At 66.1% G+C, this 19,489-nt stretch carries 16 protein-coding genes; 10 read left to right on the top strand and 6 right to left on the bottom strand.

Annotation, left to right across the window (positions count from 1 at the left end; genetic code table 11):
- The first annotated feature begins 100 nt into the window (after nt 1-100).
- Genes RAH32_RS00245 through RAH32_RS00210 form a run of 8 tightly spaced genes read left to right on the top strand, consistent with a single transcriptional unit; the run spans nt 101 to nt 8,890 of the window.
- Complete coding sequence (locus RAH32_RS00245) at nt 101-1,303, top strand: ABC transporter substrate-binding protein (RefSeq protein WP_306603984.1); 1,203 nt, start codon at nt 101-103, stop codon at nt 1,301-1,303.
- Between the two features lie 15 nt (nt 1,304-1,318).
- On the top strand, nt 1,319-2,092 hold the full coding sequence (locus RAH32_RS00240) for an ABC transporter ATP-binding protein (protein ID WP_306605152.1): 774 nt from the start codon (nt 1,319-1,321) through the stop codon (nt 2,090-2,092).
- Nucleotides 2,089-2,793, top strand: a complete 705-nt coding sequence (locus tag RAH32_RS00235; RefSeq protein ID WP_306603982.1) for an ABC transporter ATP-binding protein — start codon at nt 2,089-2,091, stop codon at nt 2,791-2,793. Before RAH32_RS00240 ends, RAH32_RS00235 begins: the two co-directional genes overlap by 4 nt.
- A 1-nt stretch (nt 2,794) precedes the next feature.
- Nucleotides 2,795-3,682, top strand: coding sequence for a branched-chain amino acid ABC transporter permease (locus tag RAH32_RS00230; RefSeq protein WP_306603980.1), 888 nt, complete (start codon nt 2,795-2,797; stop codon nt 3,680-3,682).
- A 1-nt stretch (nt 3,683) separates the two neighbouring features.
- The gene (locus RAH32_RS00225; protein WP_306603978.1) at nt 3,684-4,682 is read left to right on the top strand and encodes a branched-chain amino acid ABC transporter permease; all 999 of its coding nucleotides are present in this window, start codon (nt 3,684-3,686) and stop codon (nt 4,680-4,682) included.
- Nucleotides 4,682-6,280, top strand: coding sequence for a GMC family oxidoreductase (locus RAH32_RS00220; protein WP_306603977.1), 1,599 nt, complete (start codon nt 4,682-4,684; stop codon nt 6,278-6,280). Before RAH32_RS00225 ends, RAH32_RS00220 begins: the two co-directional genes overlap by 1 nt.
- A gap of 49 nt (nt 6,281-6,329) precedes the next feature.
- Nucleotides 6,330-7,928, top strand: coding sequence for a gamma-glutamyltransferase (ggt, locus tag RAH32_RS00215; RefSeq protein WP_306603975.1), 1,599 nt, complete (start codon nt 6,330-6,332; stop codon nt 7,926-7,928).
- Nucleotides 7,925-8,890, top strand: coding sequence for a 2-hydroxyacid dehydrogenase (locus RAH32_RS00210; protein WP_306603973.1), 966 nt, complete (start codon nt 7,925-7,927; stop codon nt 8,888-8,890). The genes ggt and RAH32_RS00210 overlap by 4 nt, the downstream gene beginning before the upstream one ends.
- A 50-nt stretch (nt 8,891-8,940) precedes the next feature.
- Here RAH32_RS00210 and RAH32_RS00205 read toward each other — a convergent pair whose 3' ends face one another.
- A complete protein-coding gene (locus RAH32_RS00205) occupies nt 8,941-10,311 on the bottom strand; it encodes a dicarboxylate/amino acid:cation symporter (RefSeq protein WP_306603970.1) in 1,371 nt (456 codons plus the stop codon).
- Between the two features lie 214 nt (nt 10,312-10,525).
- On the opposite strand from RAH32_RS00205, the gene RAH32_RS00200 reads away from it, so the two are divergent.
- Nucleotides 10,526-12,205 (top strand): sensor histidine kinase, encoded by a 1,680-nt coding sequence (locus RAH32_RS00200; protein ID WP_306603968.1) that lies wholly within the window; start codon nt 10,526-10,528, stop codon nt 12,203-12,205.
- The gene (locus RAH32_RS00195) at nt 12,202-13,521 is read left to right on the top strand and encodes a sigma-54-dependent transcriptional regulator (protein ID WP_306603966.1); all 1,320 of its coding nucleotides are present in this window, start codon (nt 12,202-12,204) and stop codon (nt 13,519-13,521) included. Before RAH32_RS00200 ends, RAH32_RS00195 begins: the two co-directional genes overlap by 4 nt.
- Here RAH32_RS00195 and cysW read toward each other — a convergent pair whose 3' ends face one another.
- From cysW to RAH32_RS00170, 5 genes are all read right to left on the bottom strand, one after another.
- Entirely contained in the window at nt 13,522-14,355 is an 834-nt protein-coding gene (cysW, locus tag RAH32_RS00190; protein WP_306603964.1) for a sulfate ABC transporter permease subunit CysW, read from the bottom strand.
- Nucleotides 14,352-15,209, bottom strand: a complete 858-nt coding sequence (gene cysT, locus RAH32_RS00185; protein WP_306603962.1) for a sulfate ABC transporter permease subunit CysT — start codon at nt 15,207-15,209, stop codon at nt 14,352-14,354. Before cysT ends, cysW begins: the two co-directional genes overlap by 4 nt.
- The gene (locus RAH32_RS00180) at nt 15,206-16,201 is read right to left on the bottom strand and encodes a sulfate ABC transporter substrate-binding protein (protein ID WP_306603961.1); all 996 of its coding nucleotides are present in this window, start codon (nt 16,199-16,201) and stop codon (nt 15,206-15,208) included. The genes cysT and RAH32_RS00180 overlap by 4 nt, the downstream gene beginning before the upstream one ends.
- Complete coding sequence (locus RAH32_RS00175) at nt 16,198-17,295, bottom strand: sulfate/molybdate ABC transporter ATP-binding protein (RefSeq protein ID WP_306603959.1); 1,098 nt, start codon at nt 17,293-17,295, stop codon at nt 16,198-16,200. The genes RAH32_RS00180 and RAH32_RS00175 overlap by 4 nt, the downstream gene beginning before the upstream one ends.
- Before the next feature lie 202 nt (nt 17,296-17,497).
- Entirely contained in the window at nt 17,498-19,489 is a 1,992-nt protein-coding gene (locus tag RAH32_RS00170; protein ID WP_306603957.1) for a capsule polysaccharide biogenesis protein, read from the bottom strand.

The raw sequence follows: 19,489 nt of genomic DNA, 5'->3' as shown, positions 1-19,489 counted from the left end.
GCGAGGGCTGGTGGAGAGGCTTTCGTCAACATGAACAGGTCATTTTCCCGGCTCGCGGTTTCCGCCGCGGCGCCGAAGGATCATGCCTTAGGGAGGTTGTATGCGTAAACTACTGTTGTCTGCCGCGTCTGTCGGCGTGATTGCCGCACCCGCCATGGCCGAGATTTCGGACGGCAAGGTCAAGATCGGTATCCTGAACGACCAGTCGGGCGTCTATTCCGATTTCGGCGGCAAGAATTCCTATGAAGCCGCGCTGATGGCGGTCGAGGATTTCGGCGGCACCGTCCTGGACGCCCCGATCGAGGTCGTGACCGCCGACCACCAGAACAAGGCCGACATCGCCTCGAACATCGCGCGCCAGTGGTATGACACCGAACAGGTGGACAGCATCATGGAACTGACCACGTCCTCGGTGGCGTTGGCGGTGCAGGCGCTGTCGAACGAGAAGAAAAAGGTCACCATGACCACCGGCGCCGCGACGACGGAACTGACCGGCGCGCAGTGTTCCCCTTACGGCTTCCACTGGGCCTATGACACGCATGCCCTGGCCGTTGGCACCGGCGGCGCCTTGGTGCAGGAGGGCGGCGACAGCTGGTTCTTCCTGACCGCGGATTACGCCTTCGGCTATTCGCTGGAAGAACAGACCAGCAGCTTTGTCACCGAAAAGGGCGGCACGATCGCCGGGTCGGTGCGCCACCCGCTGGCCACAACCGATTTCTCGTCCTTCCTGCTGCAAGCGCAGGCTTCGGGCGCCAAGGTCATCGGCCTGGCCAATGCCGGGGCCGATACGCAGAACGCCATCAAGCAGGCCGCCGAATTCGGCATCACCCAGGGCGGGCAGAAGCTGGCCGCGCTGCTGTTCACGCTGGCCGATGTCCACGGCCTGGGGGCCGAGGCCGCGCAGGGCCTGAACCTGACCGAAAGCTTCTACTGGAAGCGCAATGCCGAATCCGAAGAGTTCGGCCGCCGCTTCTTCGAACGCACCGGGTCGATGCCGAACATGATCCACGCCGGCACCTATTCGACGGTCCTGTCCTATCTCAAGGCCATCGAGGCTGCCGGCACGGACGAAACCGAAGCCGTCGCGGCCAAGCTGCATGAACTGCCGGTCAACGACGTCTTCGCCCAGGACGGCAAGGTCGGCGCCAATGGCCGCCTGATCAAGGATGTCTACCTGATGGAGGTGAAGGCCCCGGCCGACATCACCGAGGAATGGGACTACTATAACGTCCTGGCGACCATTCCGGGCGACGAGGCCTTTCTGGATCCGGCTGAAAGCGGCTGCCCGCTGGTCACGCAGTAAGGCATATCGATGAGCATTGCGCCTGTCATGACGCAATCCGAACCGCGGGTGGTGCTTACCGCCCGCGGTCTTGGCAAGGATTTTGCGGGCTTCACCGCCGTCAACAATGTCGATCTGGATGTCGAACACGCGCGCATCCACGCGCTGATCGGCCCGAACGGCGCGGGCAAGACCACGGTCTTCAACCTGCTGACCAAGTTCCTGCAACCCACGCGAGGAAAGATCACGCTTCGGGGCCAGGACATCACCCAGACCAGGCCCGACAAGGTCGCGCGCATGGGTCTGGTCCGGTCCTTTCAGATTTCGGCCGTGTTTCCGCACCTGACCGTGCGCGAGAACGTCAAGGTCGCGCTGCAGCGCCCGGCGGGTCTGGCCGTGCAGTTCTGGAAACCGCTGTCTGCCCTTGACCGGCTGAACGGGCGCGCGGACCAGTTGATCGACAACCTGGGCCTGACACCATACCGCGACCACCGCGCCGCCGACCTGTCCTATGGCCGCAAGCGCGTGCTGGAGATCGCGACGACCCTCGCCCTGGATCCCCAGGTGCTGCTGCTGGACGAACCCATGGCGGGCATGGGCCAGGAAGACGTGCGCATGGTGGCCGAAATCATCCGCGATGTCGCGCAGACCCGCGCCGTGCTGATGGTCGAACACAATCTCAATGTGGTCGCCGACATCTGCCACCACGTCACCGTGCTGCAGCGGGGCGAGATCATCGCGACGGGCGATTACGCCACCGTATCGGCCGATCCGCGCGTGCGCACCGCCTATATGGGAACCGAAGAATGACGGCTCCGCTTCTGGAAACCGCCGGGCTTCAGGCCTGGTATGGTGAAAGTCATGTGCTGCATGGCGTGGACCTGCACGTCAACGAAGGCGAGATGATCTGTATCCTGGGCCGCAACGGCATGGGAAAGACCACGACCCTGCGCACGATCATGGGCATCCTGCGCAAGCGCACGGGCCGGATCACCTTCGCGGGCCAGGACATGATGTCCGTGCCGCTGCACAGGACCGCCCGCGCAGGCTTGGGCTTCGTCCCCGAGGAACGCGGCATCTTCGCGACGCTGTCGGTCGAGGAAAACCTGATGCTGCCGCCGAAGGTCGCCGATGGCGGCATGTCGGTGGCCGAGATCTATGACCTGTTCCCGAACCTTCAGGAACGCCGCAACAGCCCCGGAACCAAGCTTTCCGGGGGCGAACAGCAGATGCTGGCCATGGCGCGGATCTTGCGCACGGGGGCACGCTGCCTTTTGCTGGATGAACCCACCGAAGGGCTGGCCCCGGTCATCATCAACGCCATCGGCGACGTGCTGCGCCAACTGAAACAACGCGGCATGACCGTGGTGCTGGTGGAACAGAACTTCCGCTTTGCCGCCAAGGTCGCAGACCGCTTCTATCTGATGGACCATGGCACCATGATTGCCGAATTCCCGGTATCCGACCTGTCGAACCAGATGGACATGCTGCATCGGGAACTGGGGGTGTGACATGACCATGATCTTCGGCATTCCCGTTGCCGCGCTGATGGGCCAGCTTCTGGTCGGGCTGATCAACGGCAGCTTCTATGCGCTGCTGAGCCTGGGCCTGGCCGTGATCTTCGGCCTGCTGCGCGTGATCAACTTCGCGCATGGCGCGCAGTACATGATGGGCGCCTTCGCGGCCCTGCTGCTGCTGACCGTGGGCGGGGTCAACTATTGGCTTGCGCTGATCCTGGCGCCGCTGATCGTGGGCCTGTTCGGGGCGATCATCGAACGCACCATGCTGTCGCGGCTGTACCAGCTGGATCACCTGTATGGCCTGCTGTTCACCTTCGGCCTCGCCTTGGCGATCGAAGGGACGTTCCGTTACTTCTATGGCGCGTCGGGAATGCCCTATGCGGCACCTGCCGCGCTGACGGGGGCTGTGAACCTGGGCTTCATGTTCCTGCCGATCTATCGCGGCTGGGTCGTGATCGCCTCGCTGATCGTCTGCCTTGCGGTCTGGTTCATGATCGAGAAGACGAAGCTGGGCGCATATCTGCGCGCGGCGACCGAAAACCCGACGCTGGTGCAAAGCTTCGGCGTGAACGTGCCCTTGCTGCTGACGCTGACCTATGCCCTTGGCGCGGGGCTTGCGGCCTTCGCGGGCGTGCTGGCGGCGCCTGTCTATCAGGTCAGCCCGCTGATGGGGTCGAACCTGATCATCATCGTCTTTGCGGTTGTCGTCGTGGGCGGCATGGGGTCAATCCTGGGGGCCATCGTCACCGGCTACATGCTGGGCGTGGTCGAGGGGCTGACCAAGGTCTTCTACCCCGAGGCGTCCAACATCGTGATCTTCGTCATCATGGCGATCGTCTTGATCCTGCGGCCCGCGGGCCTTTTCGGAAAGGATGCCTGACATGGCCGGCAAATCCGAACCCATCGCTACCGAACATGTTGCCATCCACCCCAAGGCCGGCGCGATCCAGCTTGCACTGCTGGCGGTCATCCTGGCCGGGCTGCTGCTGGCGCCGCAGTTCCTGTATCCTATCTTCCTGATGAAGCTGCTGGCCTTCGGGCTGTTCGCGGCGGCCTTCAACCTGCTGCTGGGATATACGGGGCTTCTGTCCTTCGGCCATGCCACCTTCTTCGGCGGTGCCGCCTATTTCACCGCCCATGCCGTGAAGGTCTGGGGTTGGCCCCCGGAAGCGGGCATCCTGCTGGGCGTCTTGGGCGCGGCTGCCCTGGGGCTGGTGATGGGCGCCATCGCCATCCGCCGCCAGGGCATCTATTTCGCCATGATCACCCTGGCCCTGTCGCAGATGTTCTTCTTCTTCTGCCTGCAGGCGGGCTTCACCCATGGCGAGGACGGCATCCAGTCGGTGCCGCGCGGCACCCTGTTCGGCATCTTCGACCTGAGCCAGCCGATGACCATGTATTACTTCGTTCTGGCCGTGTTCATCCTGGGGATGCTGATCATCTGGCGCTTCGTGAATTCGCCCTTCGGGATGATCCTCAAGTCGATCCGCGAAAACGAACAGCGCGCGATCTCGCTGGGCTATTCGGTCAGCCGCTACAAGCTGGGGGCCTTCGTGATGTCGGCCGCGCTTGCAGGGCTGGCGGGCGGCGTCAAGGCGCTGATCTTCCAGTTCGCCACGCTGACCGACGTGTCCTGGCAGATGTCGGGCGAGGTGATCCTGATGACCCTGCTGGGCGGCATCGGCACGCTGGCCGGGCCGGTCGTCGGCGCGGGGCTGGTGGTGACGTTGCAGAACTACCTCGCCACCTCTGACTTTCCGGTGACGATCATCACGGGCGTTGTCTTCATGGTCTGCGTGCTGGTCTTCCGGCGCGGTCTGGTGGGGGAATTCTTCGCCAGCAGGCTGGGCCGCAGGCTGGGGTTCAGATCGGAAAGCTGATGGAAAGCTACGACTATATCGTCATCGGCGCGGGCAGCGCCGGTTGCGTGCTGGCGAACCGCCTGTCCGCCGACCCGAAGACCCGCGTCCTGTTGTTGGAGGCAGGGGGCCGCGACAACTATCACTGGATCCACATCCCTGTTGGATACCTGTATTGCATCGGCAATCCGCGCACCGACTGGGGATTCCGCACCCAGGCCGAGGAAGGCTTGGGTGGGCGGGAACTGCTTTATCCGCGCGGCCGGGTGCTGGGGGGGTGCTCGTCGATCAACGGCATGATCTACATGCGCGGGCAGGCGGCGGATTATGATCACTGGCGCCAGCTTGGCTGCACCGGCTGGGGATGGGACGACATCCTGCCCCTGTTCCGCGACCAGGAAGATTTCTATCGCGGCGCCGATGACGCCCATGGCGCGGGCGGCGAATTGCGGGTGGAAACCGCCCGGGTCCGTTGGGCCGTTCTGGATGCCTTCATGGAGGCGGCCGAGCAGGCGGGCATCCCGCGCACCACCGATTTCAATAGGGGTGACAACGAAGGCGGCGGCTATTTCGACGTGACCCAACGCGCCGGTTGGCGGTGGAGCGCGGCCAAGGCTTTCCTGCGCCCGGTCCTGGGACGTCAGAACCTGCGCGTGCTGACCGGGGCCGAGGTCGAGCGGCTGGTGATCGAGGAAGGCGAGGTCAAGGGCGTCGTCTTCCACCACGGCGGCCAGCGGCGGGAAGTTCGGGCCGCGCGCGAAACTGTGCTGTCGGCAGGGGCCATCGGATCGGTGCAGATCCTGGAACAATCCGGTATCGGGCGCGGCGATGTGTTGCAAGCCGCAGGTATCACGCCGCAGGTCGAGGTGCCGTCCCTGGGCGAGAACCTTCAGGATCATCTGCAATTGCGCTTGGTCTATAAGGTCAAGGGCGTGCCGACGCTGAACGAAAAGGCGTCCAGGTGGCTGGGCAAGGCCTCGATCGGGCTGGAATATCTGCTGAAGCGGTCGGGGCCGATGTCGATGGCACCCAGTCAGTTGGGGATCTTTGCAAAGTCTGGGCCGGACAAGGCCACGGCGGATCTGGAATTTCATGTCCAACCCGTGAGCCTGGACAAGTTCGGCGATCCGGTCCACCCGTTCCCGGCCATGACGGCCAGCGTGTGCAACCTGCGCCCCGAAAGCCGGGGTTCGGTCCATGTCACCGGTCCCGACTTCCGCGCCCATCCGGCGATCCGCCCGAATTACCTGTCAACGCCGGGCGACCGGGATGTGGCGGTGCGCGCGATCCGGCTGGCCCGCAAGATCGCGGCGCAGCCTGCATTCACCCGCTATGACCCCAGCGAGCATGTGCCGGGCATTGCCTTCCAGACTGACGACGATCTGGTCAAAGCGGCCGGGGCGGTCGGTACGACGATCTTCCACCCGGTCGGCACCTGCCGGATGGGCACGGATGATGGCGCTGTCGTCGATCCGCGCCTGCGGATGCGCGCGCTTGGGCGGCTGCGGGTCGCCGATGCGTCGATCATGCCGACGATTACCAGCGGCAACACCAATGCGCCCGTGATGATGATCGCCGAAAAAGCCGCCCGGATGATGCTGGAGGATGCACGGGCTTGATCCCGCCGTCCCCAGCGGCCAAGCTGGCCGCGAACAGCGGAACCCCGGCATGACCCTTCCCTTTACCTGCGAGAAAAGCCCCGCCAGTGGATCGCGAGGGGTGGTGGTCGCGAATGCGCCGCTGGGCACCATGGCGGGGTCCGAGATGCTGGCCATTGGCGGGAACGCCGTGGATGCCGCCGTGGCCGCGCTGCTGACGCTGACGGTCGTGGAACCGATGATGGTCGGCATCGCAGGCGGGGGCATCGCCCACCTGCGGCTGGCGGACGGCCGGCATGTGGTGATCGACGCGCTGTCGGTCGCCGGGCAGGGCGCGCGGGCGGATATGTTCATGCCGGTCTCGGACCTGCCCGACGCCTATATGGAGACCGAAGGGCGGCGGAACATGGTCGGCCCGTCAGCCGTCGCCGTGCCCGGCAACCTGCGCGGCTGGTTCCTGATGCAGCGCCGCCATGGACGGCTGCCCTGGGCCGATGTGGTGGACCCCGCCATCCGCGTGGCGGCGCGGGGGTTTCCTGTCAGCCCCTATCTGCACGGCGCAATCCGGGAGCATGAGGACGACCTGCGCGCCGATCCCGAAATGGCGCGGCTGTTCCTGCCGGATGGCGCGCCGCTGGCGCCGGGCGCACGGCTGGTCATGGGCGATTACGCCGAAAGCCTGCGCCTGATCCAGGCGCAGGGCGACACGGCGCTGCATGGCGGCGATCTGGGCCGCGCCCTGGTGGACCGGTTGGCGGACGGGGGCCATGTGACGCTGGCTGATCTGGAAACCGCGCATGCCGTCGAACGTCAGGCGATCTTCGGCACCTATCGCGGCCACACCATCGCCGGGCCGCCGCCGCCCGCATCCTCGGGCGTGCATGTCGTCCAGATGCTGAACATGCTGGAACCTTTCGACCTGCGCGCCATGGGTTTCGGCAGTCCCGAGGCAATGGACCTGATGGCGCGGGCGATTGCGCTGGCCTTCGAGGACCGGCGCGCGGCCTCGGGCGACCCGGTTTTCGTCGATGTGCCGGTGGACCGGTTCACGTCCAAGGACTATGCCCGGCGGCGGATGGCCCTTGAAAGCCGCGATACCACGCATGTGACGGTGGCCGATGCGGACGGGAACATCGTCAGCGCCACCCATACGATCAACGGGCTGTGGGGCGCGCGCTTCATGGTGCCGGGGACGGGGATCATCCCCAACAACTACATGCTGAACTATGACCCCCGGCCGGGGCGCGCGCTGTCGGTCGCGCCGGGCAAGAGGGTGCCCACCTCCATGGCGCCGATGATGGTGCTGCGGGACGGCCGGCCGCTTTATGCGCTTGGCCTGCCGGGGAGCGTGCGGATCTTTCCATCGGCCATGCAGGCCATCGTCAACCTGATCGACCACCGCATGACCCTGCAGCAAGCCGTCGAGGCCCCGCGCCTGTGGACCGAGGGGCATCACCTGGAACTGGAACCGGCCTACGCCGCGCAGGCCGGCGCCATGCGCGCGCGCGGCCACGAGGTGCGGCCGGTGAAGACCATCGGCGGCGGCATGAACGCCATCGCGGTCTCGCCCGACGGCACCATGACCGGCGCGGCCTGCTGGCGCGCGGACGGCACGGTGATGGCGCAGGGGGGCGGCCTGGCCCGGCCCGGCATCCGGTTCGTGATATGACCGCGACACGGATCGTCCTTCTTGACCCTGCCGCGCCTGAACGTCTGGACCGTATCCGGCCCTTCCTGCCGCAGGGCTGGGTGCTGACCGCCGCAGATTCGCGCGATCCGAAGGATCAGCTTGCCGCGCTGCAGGGCGCCAGCTTCGCAATTACCGGCGACATGCCGGTGACGGACAGGATGTTTGCCACGCCAGGGCTGCGGGCAGTCCACAAATGGGGCGTGGGCTATGACGGCATCGACCTGGACGCGGCGCGGCGGCATGGCGTGCGCGTGCTGCGCACGACCGGATCGAACGCCGTCGCGGTGGCCGAGACGACCTTGGGCCTGATCCTTGCCGTGAACCGCAACATTGTGCGCGGCCATGTGGGCATCGCCGCCGGCGGCTGGCCCAAGGGGCAGGTTGCTCCGACCTCGGCCACGCTGTCGGGACGAACAGTCGGCATCGTCGGCATGGGATACATCGGCAAGGCCCTCGCCCGTCTGCTGGGCGGCTTCGGCTGCCCGATCCTTTATGCCAAGCGCACCCCCCTGCCAAAACCCGAGGAGGCGGACCTGAATGCCCGCTTCGCGCCGCTGGACGAATTGCTGGCGGCGTCTGATGTGGTCACGCTGAACTGCGACCTGAACGACAGCACCCGCAACCTGATCGACGCCCGTCGCCTGGCGTTGATGAAACCCGACGCGATCCTGGTCAATGCCGCGCGCGGGGGTGTCCTGGTCGAAGCCGATCTGGCCGACGCGATCCGCCAGGACCGGCTGCGCGGGGCGGGGATCGACGTGTTCTCGGTCGAGCCGATCACGCCCGACAATCCGTTGCTGGGGCTGGAACGCGTGGTGCTGACGCCGCACCTTGGCGCGCTTGACGCGGCGGGCTTCGCGCCCTCTATCACGCGGATGATGGAAAACCTGCTGGCGGTCCAGCGGGGCATCCCGCCGCGCGATATCGACGTTCTGGTCTGACGAAAAAAGGCACCGCATCGCTGCGGTGCCTTGCGTTTTCGTGGGAAGGTTCAGTCGGCGCTGCGTTCGCCCAACTGCAGCCCGGCGGGATGCAGGGCCAGCCCGGTGACGGGGGCGGCCAGGCCGTCGGGTTCGCGCCCGCCCATCACGGCGTCGAACTTCTCGCGGTCAAGCGCACCTTGCCAGCGGCTGACGACGACGGTGGCGACGGCGTTGCCGATGAAGTTGGTGATCGACCGGCATTCCGACATGAAGCGGTCCACGCCCAGGATCAGCGCCATGCCGGCGACCGGAACGGTCGGCACGACCGACAACGTGGCGGCCAGGGTGATGAAGCCCGCGCCGGTGACGCCCGCCGCGCCCTTGGACGACAGCATCGCGACCAGCAGCAGCAGCACCTGCTGTTGCAGCGTCAGGTCGGTGTTGGTGGCCTGTGCGATGAACAGCGCGGCCAGCGTCATGTAGATGTTGGTGCCGTCCAGGTTGAAGCTGTAGCCGGTCGGCACGACCAGTCCCACCACAGGACGCGAGCAGCCTGCCTTCTCCATCTTCTCCATCAGCGAAGGCAGCGCGGATTCCGACGACGAGGTGCCCAGCACCAGCAGGATTTCCGCCTTGAGATACGAGATCAGCTTGAAGATCGAAAAGCCGTTCGCCAGGCAGACGGCACCCAGGATCACGATCACGAACATGGCCGAGGTCAGGTAGAACGTGCCCACCAGCATCGCCAGGTTCATGATCGACGCGATACCGTATTTGCCGATGGTGAAGGCGAAGGCCCCGAAGGCGCCGATGGGCGCGGCCTTCATCAGGATGTCCACCACGCGGAAGATCGCGAAGCTGGCCGATTCCAGGATGTTCAGCACGGGCTTGCCCTTGTCGCCGACCAGGATCAGGCCGATGCCGAACAGGATGGCGACGAACAGCACCTGCAGGATGTTGCCTTCGACAAAGGCCGACACCAGCGTCGTCGGGATGATGTCCATGACGAAACCGGTCAGGGACGTTTCATGCGCCTTTTCGGTATAGGTCGCCACCGCCCCTGAATCGAGGCTGGCCGGGTCGATGTTCATCCCCGAACCCGGCTGGATGAGGTTGGCCACGATCAGCCCCACGATCAGGGCAAGCGTCGAGAAGGTCAGGAAATAGGCGAAGGCCTTGCCCACGACCGAACCCACGCCGCGCAGCGATCCCATCCCCGCAAGCCCGGTCACGATGGTCAGGAAGATCACCGGCGCGATGATCATCTTGACCAGCTTGATGAAGGCGTCGCCAAGCGGCTTCAGCGCCTCGCCGGTTTCGGGATAGAAATGACCCAGCAGCGCGCCAGCCACGATGGCGATGATGACCTGGAAATAGAGATGACGATAGAACGGCCGCTTTTCGTGGGCCACGGGATGCGCGGAAGTGTCCAGCTGCATGGAAAGGCCTCCTCCTGCCTTGGATGTCTATTGGATGATGCCCATTCTAAAACGTGGGCAGGTCGGCCCAAGAAACTTGCCGCATGGCTGCAATGCGCTGAAAACATGACTGTTTTTGTGAAAGAACCCGGAAAATATGTGTGGTTTTCCGCACAAACCCAAGCTGCTAGTGTGGGAACCGAAACACCATGCCGGGCAGGAAGGCGTGCGGAATATGCAGCATAGATCGTCCATTGCCAGCGATTCGCCGGCCTTGCCGCGTGCCGCGGGATGGTTGGCGGTCCTGCTGGCTGTGGCCTTTCTGGTGCTGGTTCCCGCCGCGACCTTCTGGGCGATCCGGGCCGGGGCCTTGGAGGATCTGCGCGCCGAAGGGCTTGCCGCTGCGCAGTCCCGTGCGCTCACGCTGGAAAGCATTCTGGACAGGCAGCGGGCCGTGGTGGCGATCCTGGCGGACGACGCGATGGTCAAGGCCGCGCTTCGCCGCGAGTTCGACGAAAGCGACGCGGTGTCCGCCAAACTGGAGCGTTTGCGGGAGGAGACGCAGAGTTCGGTCCTGTATCTGATGGAAGACACCGGGCGCACCATCGCCGCGTCGAACTGGAACAGGCCGGACAGCTTCCTGGGCCATGACTACAGCTTCCGCAGCTACTTCCAGCAGGCGCTGATCCAGGGCACGGCCATGGAATTTGCCCTTGGCACCGTCAGCGGCCAGCCGGGCTTGTATCTGTCCCATGACGTGCGGGACGGCGCGACGCTTCTTGGGGTCGTGGTTGTCAAGATGGAATTCGACAGGTTGGAGGCGGCCTGGGCGCGCAGCCCAAACGCCACCCATGTGACCGAGGCCGACGGCCGCGTCATCATCACCACCGATGCGCGTCTTCGGTTCGCCGCCACGCCTCCCGCCGTGCCCGACAGCCTGGCGATCACCCTTCCGGTGCGGGGAACGGGATGGACGCTGGCAATGCATGTGCCGACCCGAGAGGCCCGCCAGACGGCTGCCTATGCCGCGGGCGCCGCAGGGCTGGCAACCCTGCTGCTGATGGGGTTTGCGAACCAGGCCCGCCGCGCCCGCCTTCGCGCTGTCCGCAAGGCCCGCGCCGACCGCAACCATCGCGCGGAACTGGAACGTGCCGTGGCCGAACGCACCCGCGACCTGTCCGAGGAGATGCGCGAACGCCAGTTGGCCCAGCAACGCTTGTCGCAGATGCAGGCAGATCTGGTGCAGGCCAACAAGCTGGCGACGATGGGGCAGATCACCGCAGGCGTCGCGCACGAGATCAACCAGCCCCTGGCCACGATCCGCCTGCTGGCCGAAAACGGGCAGGCGATGCTGCCGGACGGCCCGGCGGGCGACAACCTTGCCCGCATTGCGCGCATGACGGACCGGATCGGCCAGATTACCGACCAGCTTCGCGGCTTTGCCCGCAAGGCCACCGGAGAAGTAGGCGCCGTTCCCCTGCGCTCGGCGATCGACGCCTCGCTGATGCTGACCACAAGCCGCCGCAAGGCGGGCGACACGCCGGTGCGGCTTCCCGCCATTCCCGAAAGGCTGGCTGTCCTGGGCGAGCGGGTGCGGGTGGAACAGATCCTTGTCAACCTGCTGGCGAACGCCTTCGAGGCGCAGGAAGGCTGTTCCGACCCCTGGATCAGCATCGGGGTCGAGGAGGAAAGGGATCATGTCACGCTGACGGTTTCGGACAACGGCCCCGGCCTTTCGCCACAGATGAGCGCGCAGCTTTTCGCCCCCTTTGCCACCAGCAAGGCCCAGGGGCTGGGGCTGGGGCTGGTGATTTCCCGCGACATCGCGCGCGACCTGGGCGGTGATCTGATCGCCGACGCGCCGGTGCCGGGCCAGGGCGCGACCTTCCGCCTGACCCTGAGGAAAGCGGCATGACCGGACTGGTGCGCCTGGTGGATGACGACGAAGACCTGCGCGCGGCACAGGTTCAGACCTTGCAGATGGCGGGTTTGCAGGTCGAGGATTTCGGCCTTGCCGAGGATGCGCTGAAGGGGGTGACGCGTGATTATCCGGGCGTGGTGCTGTCCGATGTGCGGATGCCCGGCATGGACGGGCTGCAACTGTTTCAGCGCCTGCACGCGATCGACGCCGACCTGCCGGTGATCCTTCTGACCGGGCATGGCGACGTGCCCATGGCGGTGGCGGCGCTGAAGGCCGGAGCCTATGATTTCCTGACCAAGCCCGTGTCGCGCGATGTGTTGCTGGCTGCGGTGAACCGGGCGGTGTCGGCCCGCGCCCTGATCCTTGAAAACCGCCAGTTGCGACAGGCAAGCCATGACGCCTCGGACGGCTTTCCCGAACTTGCGGGCGGCAGCGAGGTGATGGTCCATCTGCGCGCCGCCCTGGACCGCGTGGCCGTCGCCGAGGGCAGCGTGCTTCTGACCGGCCCGCAGGGTGTGGGCAAGCTGACGGTCGCCCGCGCGATCCACCGCCAGGGCCCGCGCCGCGCCCGCGCCTTTGTCCATCTGGCCTGTGATGCGGTGGACGAGGCCAGGTTTGATGCCGACCTTTTGGGCAGCGATGCCCCGGGACCGCGCGGCACCCGGCAGGCCGGGCAACTGGAACGGGCGCAGCGCGGCGTGCTGTTTCTGGACCGCGTGGATGCCTTGACGCCCCCAATGCAGGCGCGGCTGGCCGCGATCCTTGAAGCGGGCGAGTTTTGGCCCGCAGGCGCCGCGGCCCCTCGTGCAATGGATGTGCAGCTTCTGGCCTCGACCACGGCCGACCCGGCGCGCCTGGCGGAAGGGCCGTTCGATGCGCGCCTGTTCTATCGCCTCTCGGGCACCGTCCTGCCGGTCCCGCCCTTGGCGGAGCGCCGCGAGGATATCCCGGCGCTTTACCGGCATTTCCTTCTGGCGGCCTGCGCGCGGCTGGATCGGCCTGCACCCGAAATGACCGGGGCGGTCAAGGCGCGGCTGTCGGGGCATGGCTGGCCCGGCAATCTGCCGGAACTGCGCGGTTTTGCCGAAAGCCAAGCCATCGGCGTGACCCCCTTCGACGCGGAGGACGGGGGCGATCCGCCGGGTCTTTCGGAGCTGGTCGCCGCCTATGAGAGAGAGTTGATCCGCGATGCCCTGCGTCTTTCAGGCGGCAATGCCACGGCGGCGATGGGGCGGCTGCAATTGCCGCGCAAGACCTTCTATGACAAGCTGGCCCGCCACGGGATCAGGCCCACCGATTTCCGCCGCTGATCAGCGGGTCCGGCCCTCGATGACGGTCTTCAGGACCAGAACCACAAGCGCGATCAGCGTCAGGGTGGATGCCGCTGCAAAGGCGCCGACGATGTTCAGGTCGTTGAACAGCAATTCGATCTGCAAGGGCAGGGTGTTCGTCTGCCCCCGGATCGCCCCCGACACCACCGACACCGCGCCGAATTCCCCGACCGCCCGCGCCGTGGCCAGCACAGCCCCGTACAGCAGCGCCCAGCGGATATTGGGCAGCGTCACGCGCCGGAAGACCTGCCAGCCGGATGCGCCCAGGGTCAGCGCCGCCTGTTCCTGTTCCGAACCCTGCGCCTGCATCAGCGGCAGGACTTCGCGCGCGACGAAGGGGCTGGTGACGAACAGCGTCACCAGAACGATACCCGGCAGCGCGAACAGGATCTTGATGTCGCCTGCCGCAAGGGCTGGACCAAGCAGGCCTTGGCGACCGTAAAGAAGCAGATAGCACACCCCGGCGATGATGGGCGAAATCGAAAACGGCAGTTCGATGATCGTCAGCAGCAGCTTGCGGCCCGGAAAGGTGAAGCGCGCGATCAGCCAGGCAGCGCTGATGCCGATGACAAGGTTGATGGGCAGCGTGATCACGGCCACGACCGTAGTCAGCCAGATCGCGTGCAGCGTGTCGGGGGCCATGATATTCTGGGCAAAGACCGCAAACCCTTCGGACAGCGCGCGCCAGAAGATATAGGCCAGCGGCACCACCACAATGAACAGTGTCAGTGCGACGGCCAGGCCGATCAGCAGGTTGGCGGTGCGCAGATCCTGGCGCGGGGCCAGGGCTGCGGGGGCGGCTGCGGGCGTCATGCCGGAACCCTCCGCCGCGTCAGTTGGGCCTGAAGCCAGTTCGACAAGGCCAGCAGCACCAGTGCGATGGCGACCAGGGTCAGGGCAATGGCCGCCGCTCCGTTGTAGTCATATTCCTCGAGCCGGATCACGGCCAGAAGCGAGGCGACCTCGGTCTTCATGGGCAGGTTGCCCGCGATGAAGATCACGGCGCCGAATTCACCCAGCGACCGGGCAAAGGCAATCGTCGTGCCGATCAGATAGGCGGGCAGGATGGCCGGAAAGATTACGCGCGAAAAGATCTGGAAGGGCGTCGCCCCCAGCGTTCGGGCCGCCTCCTCCTGGCTGGCGTCCAGATCCTCTAGGATCGGCTGGACGGTGCGCACAACGAATGGGATCGAGGTGAAGGCCATCGCGATCGCCACGCCCCAGATCGTGTAGACGACCGAAATCCCGGCAGGTGCCAGGATGGCGCCATACCAGCCGTTCTCGGAAAACAGGGCGGTCAGCGCGAGGCCGGCCACAGCTGTCGGAAGGGCAAAGGGAATATCCATCATCGCGTCCAGCAGCCGCCGGCCCGGAAAGCGATACCGCACCAGCACCCAGGCCATCAGCAGGCCGTAGAGCGCATTGAAAGCCGTCGCCAGCGCGGCGGCGGTGATGGTTAGCCGCAGCGCGGCCAGTGTGCGGGGGGCGGTCACGATCTCCCAGAAGCGAAGGGGACCGATCTCGGCCCCCTTCAGCACCAGGGCAATCACGGGCAGCAGGACGATGATGCCGACATAGGTCAGCGTCAGGCCCATGGTCAGGCCAAAGCCCGGAAGCACCCGCTTCTGCCGTCTCGTCGGGGCCTCTATGACCGCCGCAACGCTCATTGGTTCACAAAGACTGAATCGAGGATCCCGCCTTCGGCGAAGTGTTCTTCCTGGACCTTGTCCCAGCCGCCGAAGACCTCCTCGACCGTGACCAGCTTCACGTCGGGAAAGTTCGCGGCGAATTCGGCGGTGATCGCCTCGTCATGAACGCGATTGAAGTTCTTTGCCAGGATCCGCTGGGCCTCGGGGGAATAGAGGAAGTCCAGATACGCCTTCGACACGTCGGCCGTTCCCTTGTCCTCGGCGTTCTCGGTCACGACCGCGACCGGGAATTCTGCCAGCACCGACAGAGAGGGCGTGACGCGTTCCAGTTTCGCATCGGCATATTGGCGGGCGATGCCGCCGGTTTCGGCCTCGAAGGTGATCAGGACGTCGCCCAGGCCGCGTTCGGCAAAGGTCGTGGTCGCGGCGCGTCCGCCCTGGTCGAAAACCGGCACATTGGCAAAGATCTTCCGAACGAACTCCTGCGCTGCGGCGTGGTCGCCGTTGTTCTTCTCAAGCCCATAGGCATAGGCCGCCAGATAGGTATAGCGCGCGTTGCCGCTGGTCTTGGGGTTGGGGAAGATCACCTGGACGCCTTCGGCCGCCAGGTCGTCCCAGTCGTCGATGTTCTTCGGGTTGCCTTCGCGCACCAGGAAGGCGGGCAACGAGTAGTAGGGCGAAGCCTGGTTCGGAAATGCCTCGCGCCAGTTTTCATCGACCATGCCGCCTTCGGCCAGAACGTCGATGTCGGTCACCTGGTTGAAGGTCACGACATCGGCGGGCAGGCCTTCCAGGATGGCACGGGCCTGTTTCGACGATCCGCCATGCGACTGGTCGATGGATACGCTGCGACCGGTTTCGGCCTGCCACTTCTCGGCGAAGACCGGGTTCAATTCGGCAAACAACTCGCGTGCGATGTCATAGGACACGTTCAGGATCGCGTCCTGCGCGGCAACAGGGCTGGCGAGACCCAGCACAAGGGCAAGGGCGGTGGTCAGGCGGGTCTTCACGGGCGGGCCTCCTTGAGGGTCTTCGGGGTGTGGATGGGCTGGGCGGGCTGTTGTCCGCTGCCGGGAAAGATCTGGCCCGCAACGGCACGCAACCCGACGGGCTGACCCTGGCGCAGGTCGCGGCCGTCACGGCGCGGCACCTCGGATTCGATCCGGCAGCCTGTGTCGTCCTCGGCCACGATCCGCAGAAGGGCGCCGGTCGTCGCCATCTCGGTCACGCGGAAGGGCGCTTCGGGATCGGGGACGGGCAGGATGTCGGCAGGCCGAAGGAACAGCGTGGCGGGGCCGTCGGGAATGGCGCGACGGGGCAGGACGGTCAGATCCAGGCCCGCCGCATGTGCGCGGCCCGCGCGCATCGTCACGGGCAGTTCAACGGTCAGGCCCAGGAAGCGGGCCACGAAGGGCGTGGCGGGGTGGTCATAGATTTCATCCGGCTTGCCGATCTGCTCGATGACGCCGCCGTTCATCACGACCACGCGGTCGGCCAGCTCGAACGCTTCCTCCTGGTCGTGGGTGACGAAGACGGTGGTCGTGCCCGTGCTGTCGTGGACGCCGCGCAGCCAGCGGCGCAGGTCGCGGCGGACCTGGGCGTCAAGCGCGCCGAAAGGTTCGTCCAGCAACAGGACGCGTGGCTCGATCGCCATGGCCCGGCCCAAGGCGACGCGTTGGCGCTGTCCGCCTGACAGTTCCGCCGGATAGCGGTCGGCCAATCCGCCGATCTGCAGAAAGGCCAGCAGCCGGTCCACGGTGGCGGCGATCTGCGCCTTGCCAGGGCGATCGGCGCGGGGCAGGACCGACAGGCCAAAGGCGATATTGTCGCGCACCGTCATGTGCGGAAACAGCGCATAATGCTGGAAGACAAAGCCGATGCGGCGTTCGGCGGCGGATTTCGCCAGCCAGTCGCTGCCGTCGAAGGACAGCGCCCCTGCATCGGGCCAGTCCAGTCCCGCAATGATGCGCAGCAGCGTCGTCTTGCCCGACCCTGATGGACCCAGCAACGCGATCAGTTCCCCCTGCCGCACCTGCAGGTCGATGCCGCGCAGAACCTGGGTCGCGCCGAAGCGCCGGGCAAGATGCGAAATGGCAAGGGTCATGGGCCGACTTTCCTGTTTGCCGGCATGAGTTAACAACAGGCTGCGGGCTTGCCAAGGAACGGACCCCGGCGTTCAGGGGCGATGCCGGAGGACGGCGTTCCACATCAGCAGGCAGGGGAAAAATCCCTGTCCTGCGCCAGCCGGACGAGGCCGGTCATATTCGGAAAGATGCAGGGAAGGGACGACAATTTCCCTTTTTTGCTCAGCGCCGCCAGATCCAGGCCTGTCCGGCAAATGCCCCTTGCAGCTTGGCCAGAAGGCGCAGCGCAGGCGGGCGTGGGCTGATGCCCGCGCGCAGACGGTCCACGGCAACCTCGACCGGGCAGGGCAGGCCCGTCACGGGGTCGCGATAGCGGGGATAGGCAATCAGGCAGGCATGGACCAAGGCCGCCAGATCGGGCCGCGCGACGCGGCGCGCAGGGATCGGGCCAAGGTCGTGCGTCAGCCCCCAGCCTGGATAGAAGGGGGCGCCCAGGGTTGTCACGGGAACACCACGCAGCAGCGCCTCGAACCCCAGGGTCGAAGTGATGGTCCAGACCTCGTCCACATGAGGCAGCAGGGCGATGGGATCGGCGGCGACAGCCACCTCGTCGGCAAGGGGCATCGCCACCACGGCGCCTGGGCGCAGGCCGGCTTCGACATCGGGATGGGGCTTGAAGATCAGATGCGCATCCGGGTTTTCCTGGCGCACACGGGCCAGCAGATCCAGGTTCGTGCGTTCCTTCCCTGCACCCAGGCGAATGGATGCGTCGTCTTCGACCTGGCCCGGCACAAGGATGCGCCTGCGTTCGGTCGGGGCGGGGTGATAGCCGCCCGAAAGGTTGTATTTCGACAGGCCCGTCGCGCGGATCGCCGCGATCAGGCGCCCGGCGCGGGCGTTTCCGCCTGCGGGAGGACCCGAGGCGATCAACCGTTCCAGCCGGCTTTCGCGGGCCGGATCATAGTAAATGCCCAGGTCGTCGGCCACGAGCGACAAGGGCGGCGTCAATGCCGCGCCCAATCCGCGGGATCGCAGGAATCCATCCTCGACCCGGATCGCCCCCGGCACCGGGGCGGCCTTGCCCGCCCATGCCAGCGTGACGTCACCCGATGGCTTGGCAGCAAAGCGCACGCCCGCCCCGTCCCCGAACCCACGCGCAATGGCGGGTCGTTTCCACAACCGCATCCCATAGGCCAGATGCCCGTCCCGGTCCTGGCGAAAGGCCCGCGCCTCGGCTTCGATCTGGTCCAAGGCGGTTTCGAAATCGCACAGCCGGTCGCGGCAGGGGTCATACCAGACCGGGGCCAGAAGGTGGCTGGCGGCGAAAAGGGTTTCGACCGTGGACGGGCTGCGCCGTCCGGGGGACAGGGGATATTCGTCCTGCGTCAGGCCCCAGCCGGCATAGAAAGGCTGGCCGAACAGGCGTGGCTTGTGGCCGGCCAGGACCGCCTCGTACCCCAGTTGCGAGCTGACGGCATAGACGGCATGGGCATTTTCCAGCAGCCGCCAGGGCGAGATTTCCTGGTCGCACAGCATCTCGCCCGGCCGCAGGTCGGCGCGGACCAGATGGCCGAGGCGCAGGCCGTGGATCGTTTCGGGATGGCTGCGCACCACGACAGGGCGGCCGGGGTGTTCGCGCCGCGCTGCGTCCAGCATGGCCAGGAACCGGTCCCGCCCGACGCCCATCAGGGACGCATCGCCGGACGTCTGGTCGATAACCAGGACATAGCCGGGATCTGGCGCGGACAGTTCGGGACGATGGGCGTTGTATTTCGACAGATCCGCCGACCGCAGTCGGGCGATCGCCTCGCAGGCGCGCGGTTCCAGCCCTGCGGTCCGACCCTGGACAATCAGGCTTTCGATCAACGAAGGTCGGGCAGGGTCGAAATGCAGACCCATCGGGTCGATCAGCAACCCGATCGGTCCGCGCCGGGCGACATGGCTCCGCGCGCGGCCCGGCAGGACGGATCGAAGGAACGCATCCTCGACCGTGACCAAGCCTGCGCCGGTGCGGCCTGCGACGGCGCGGCCGCGCCAGGCTGTCGGACTGGCGCCCCAGATCGCCACCCTGTCGCCCCGTCCCGGCAGGCCCAGTCGCAGGTCCCACCCTGCAAGCGCCAGGATGCGCCGCAGACGCGCACCACGCCAGAAGCCGGCATTGAACGCGAAAAGCCGCCGGGTCTTTCCCCCGGCGGCTTCCAGATCATCAATCAT

The sequence above is a fragment of the Paracoccus yibinensis genome (assembly GCF_030846195.1).
Classification (GTDB): Bacteria; Pseudomonadota; Alphaproteobacteria; order Rhodobacterales; family Rhodobacteraceae; genus Paracoccus; species Paracoccus yibinensis.
The sequence above is the reverse complement of the archived record's forward strand: the minus strand, read 5'-3'. Positions and strand labels throughout refer to the sequence as shown.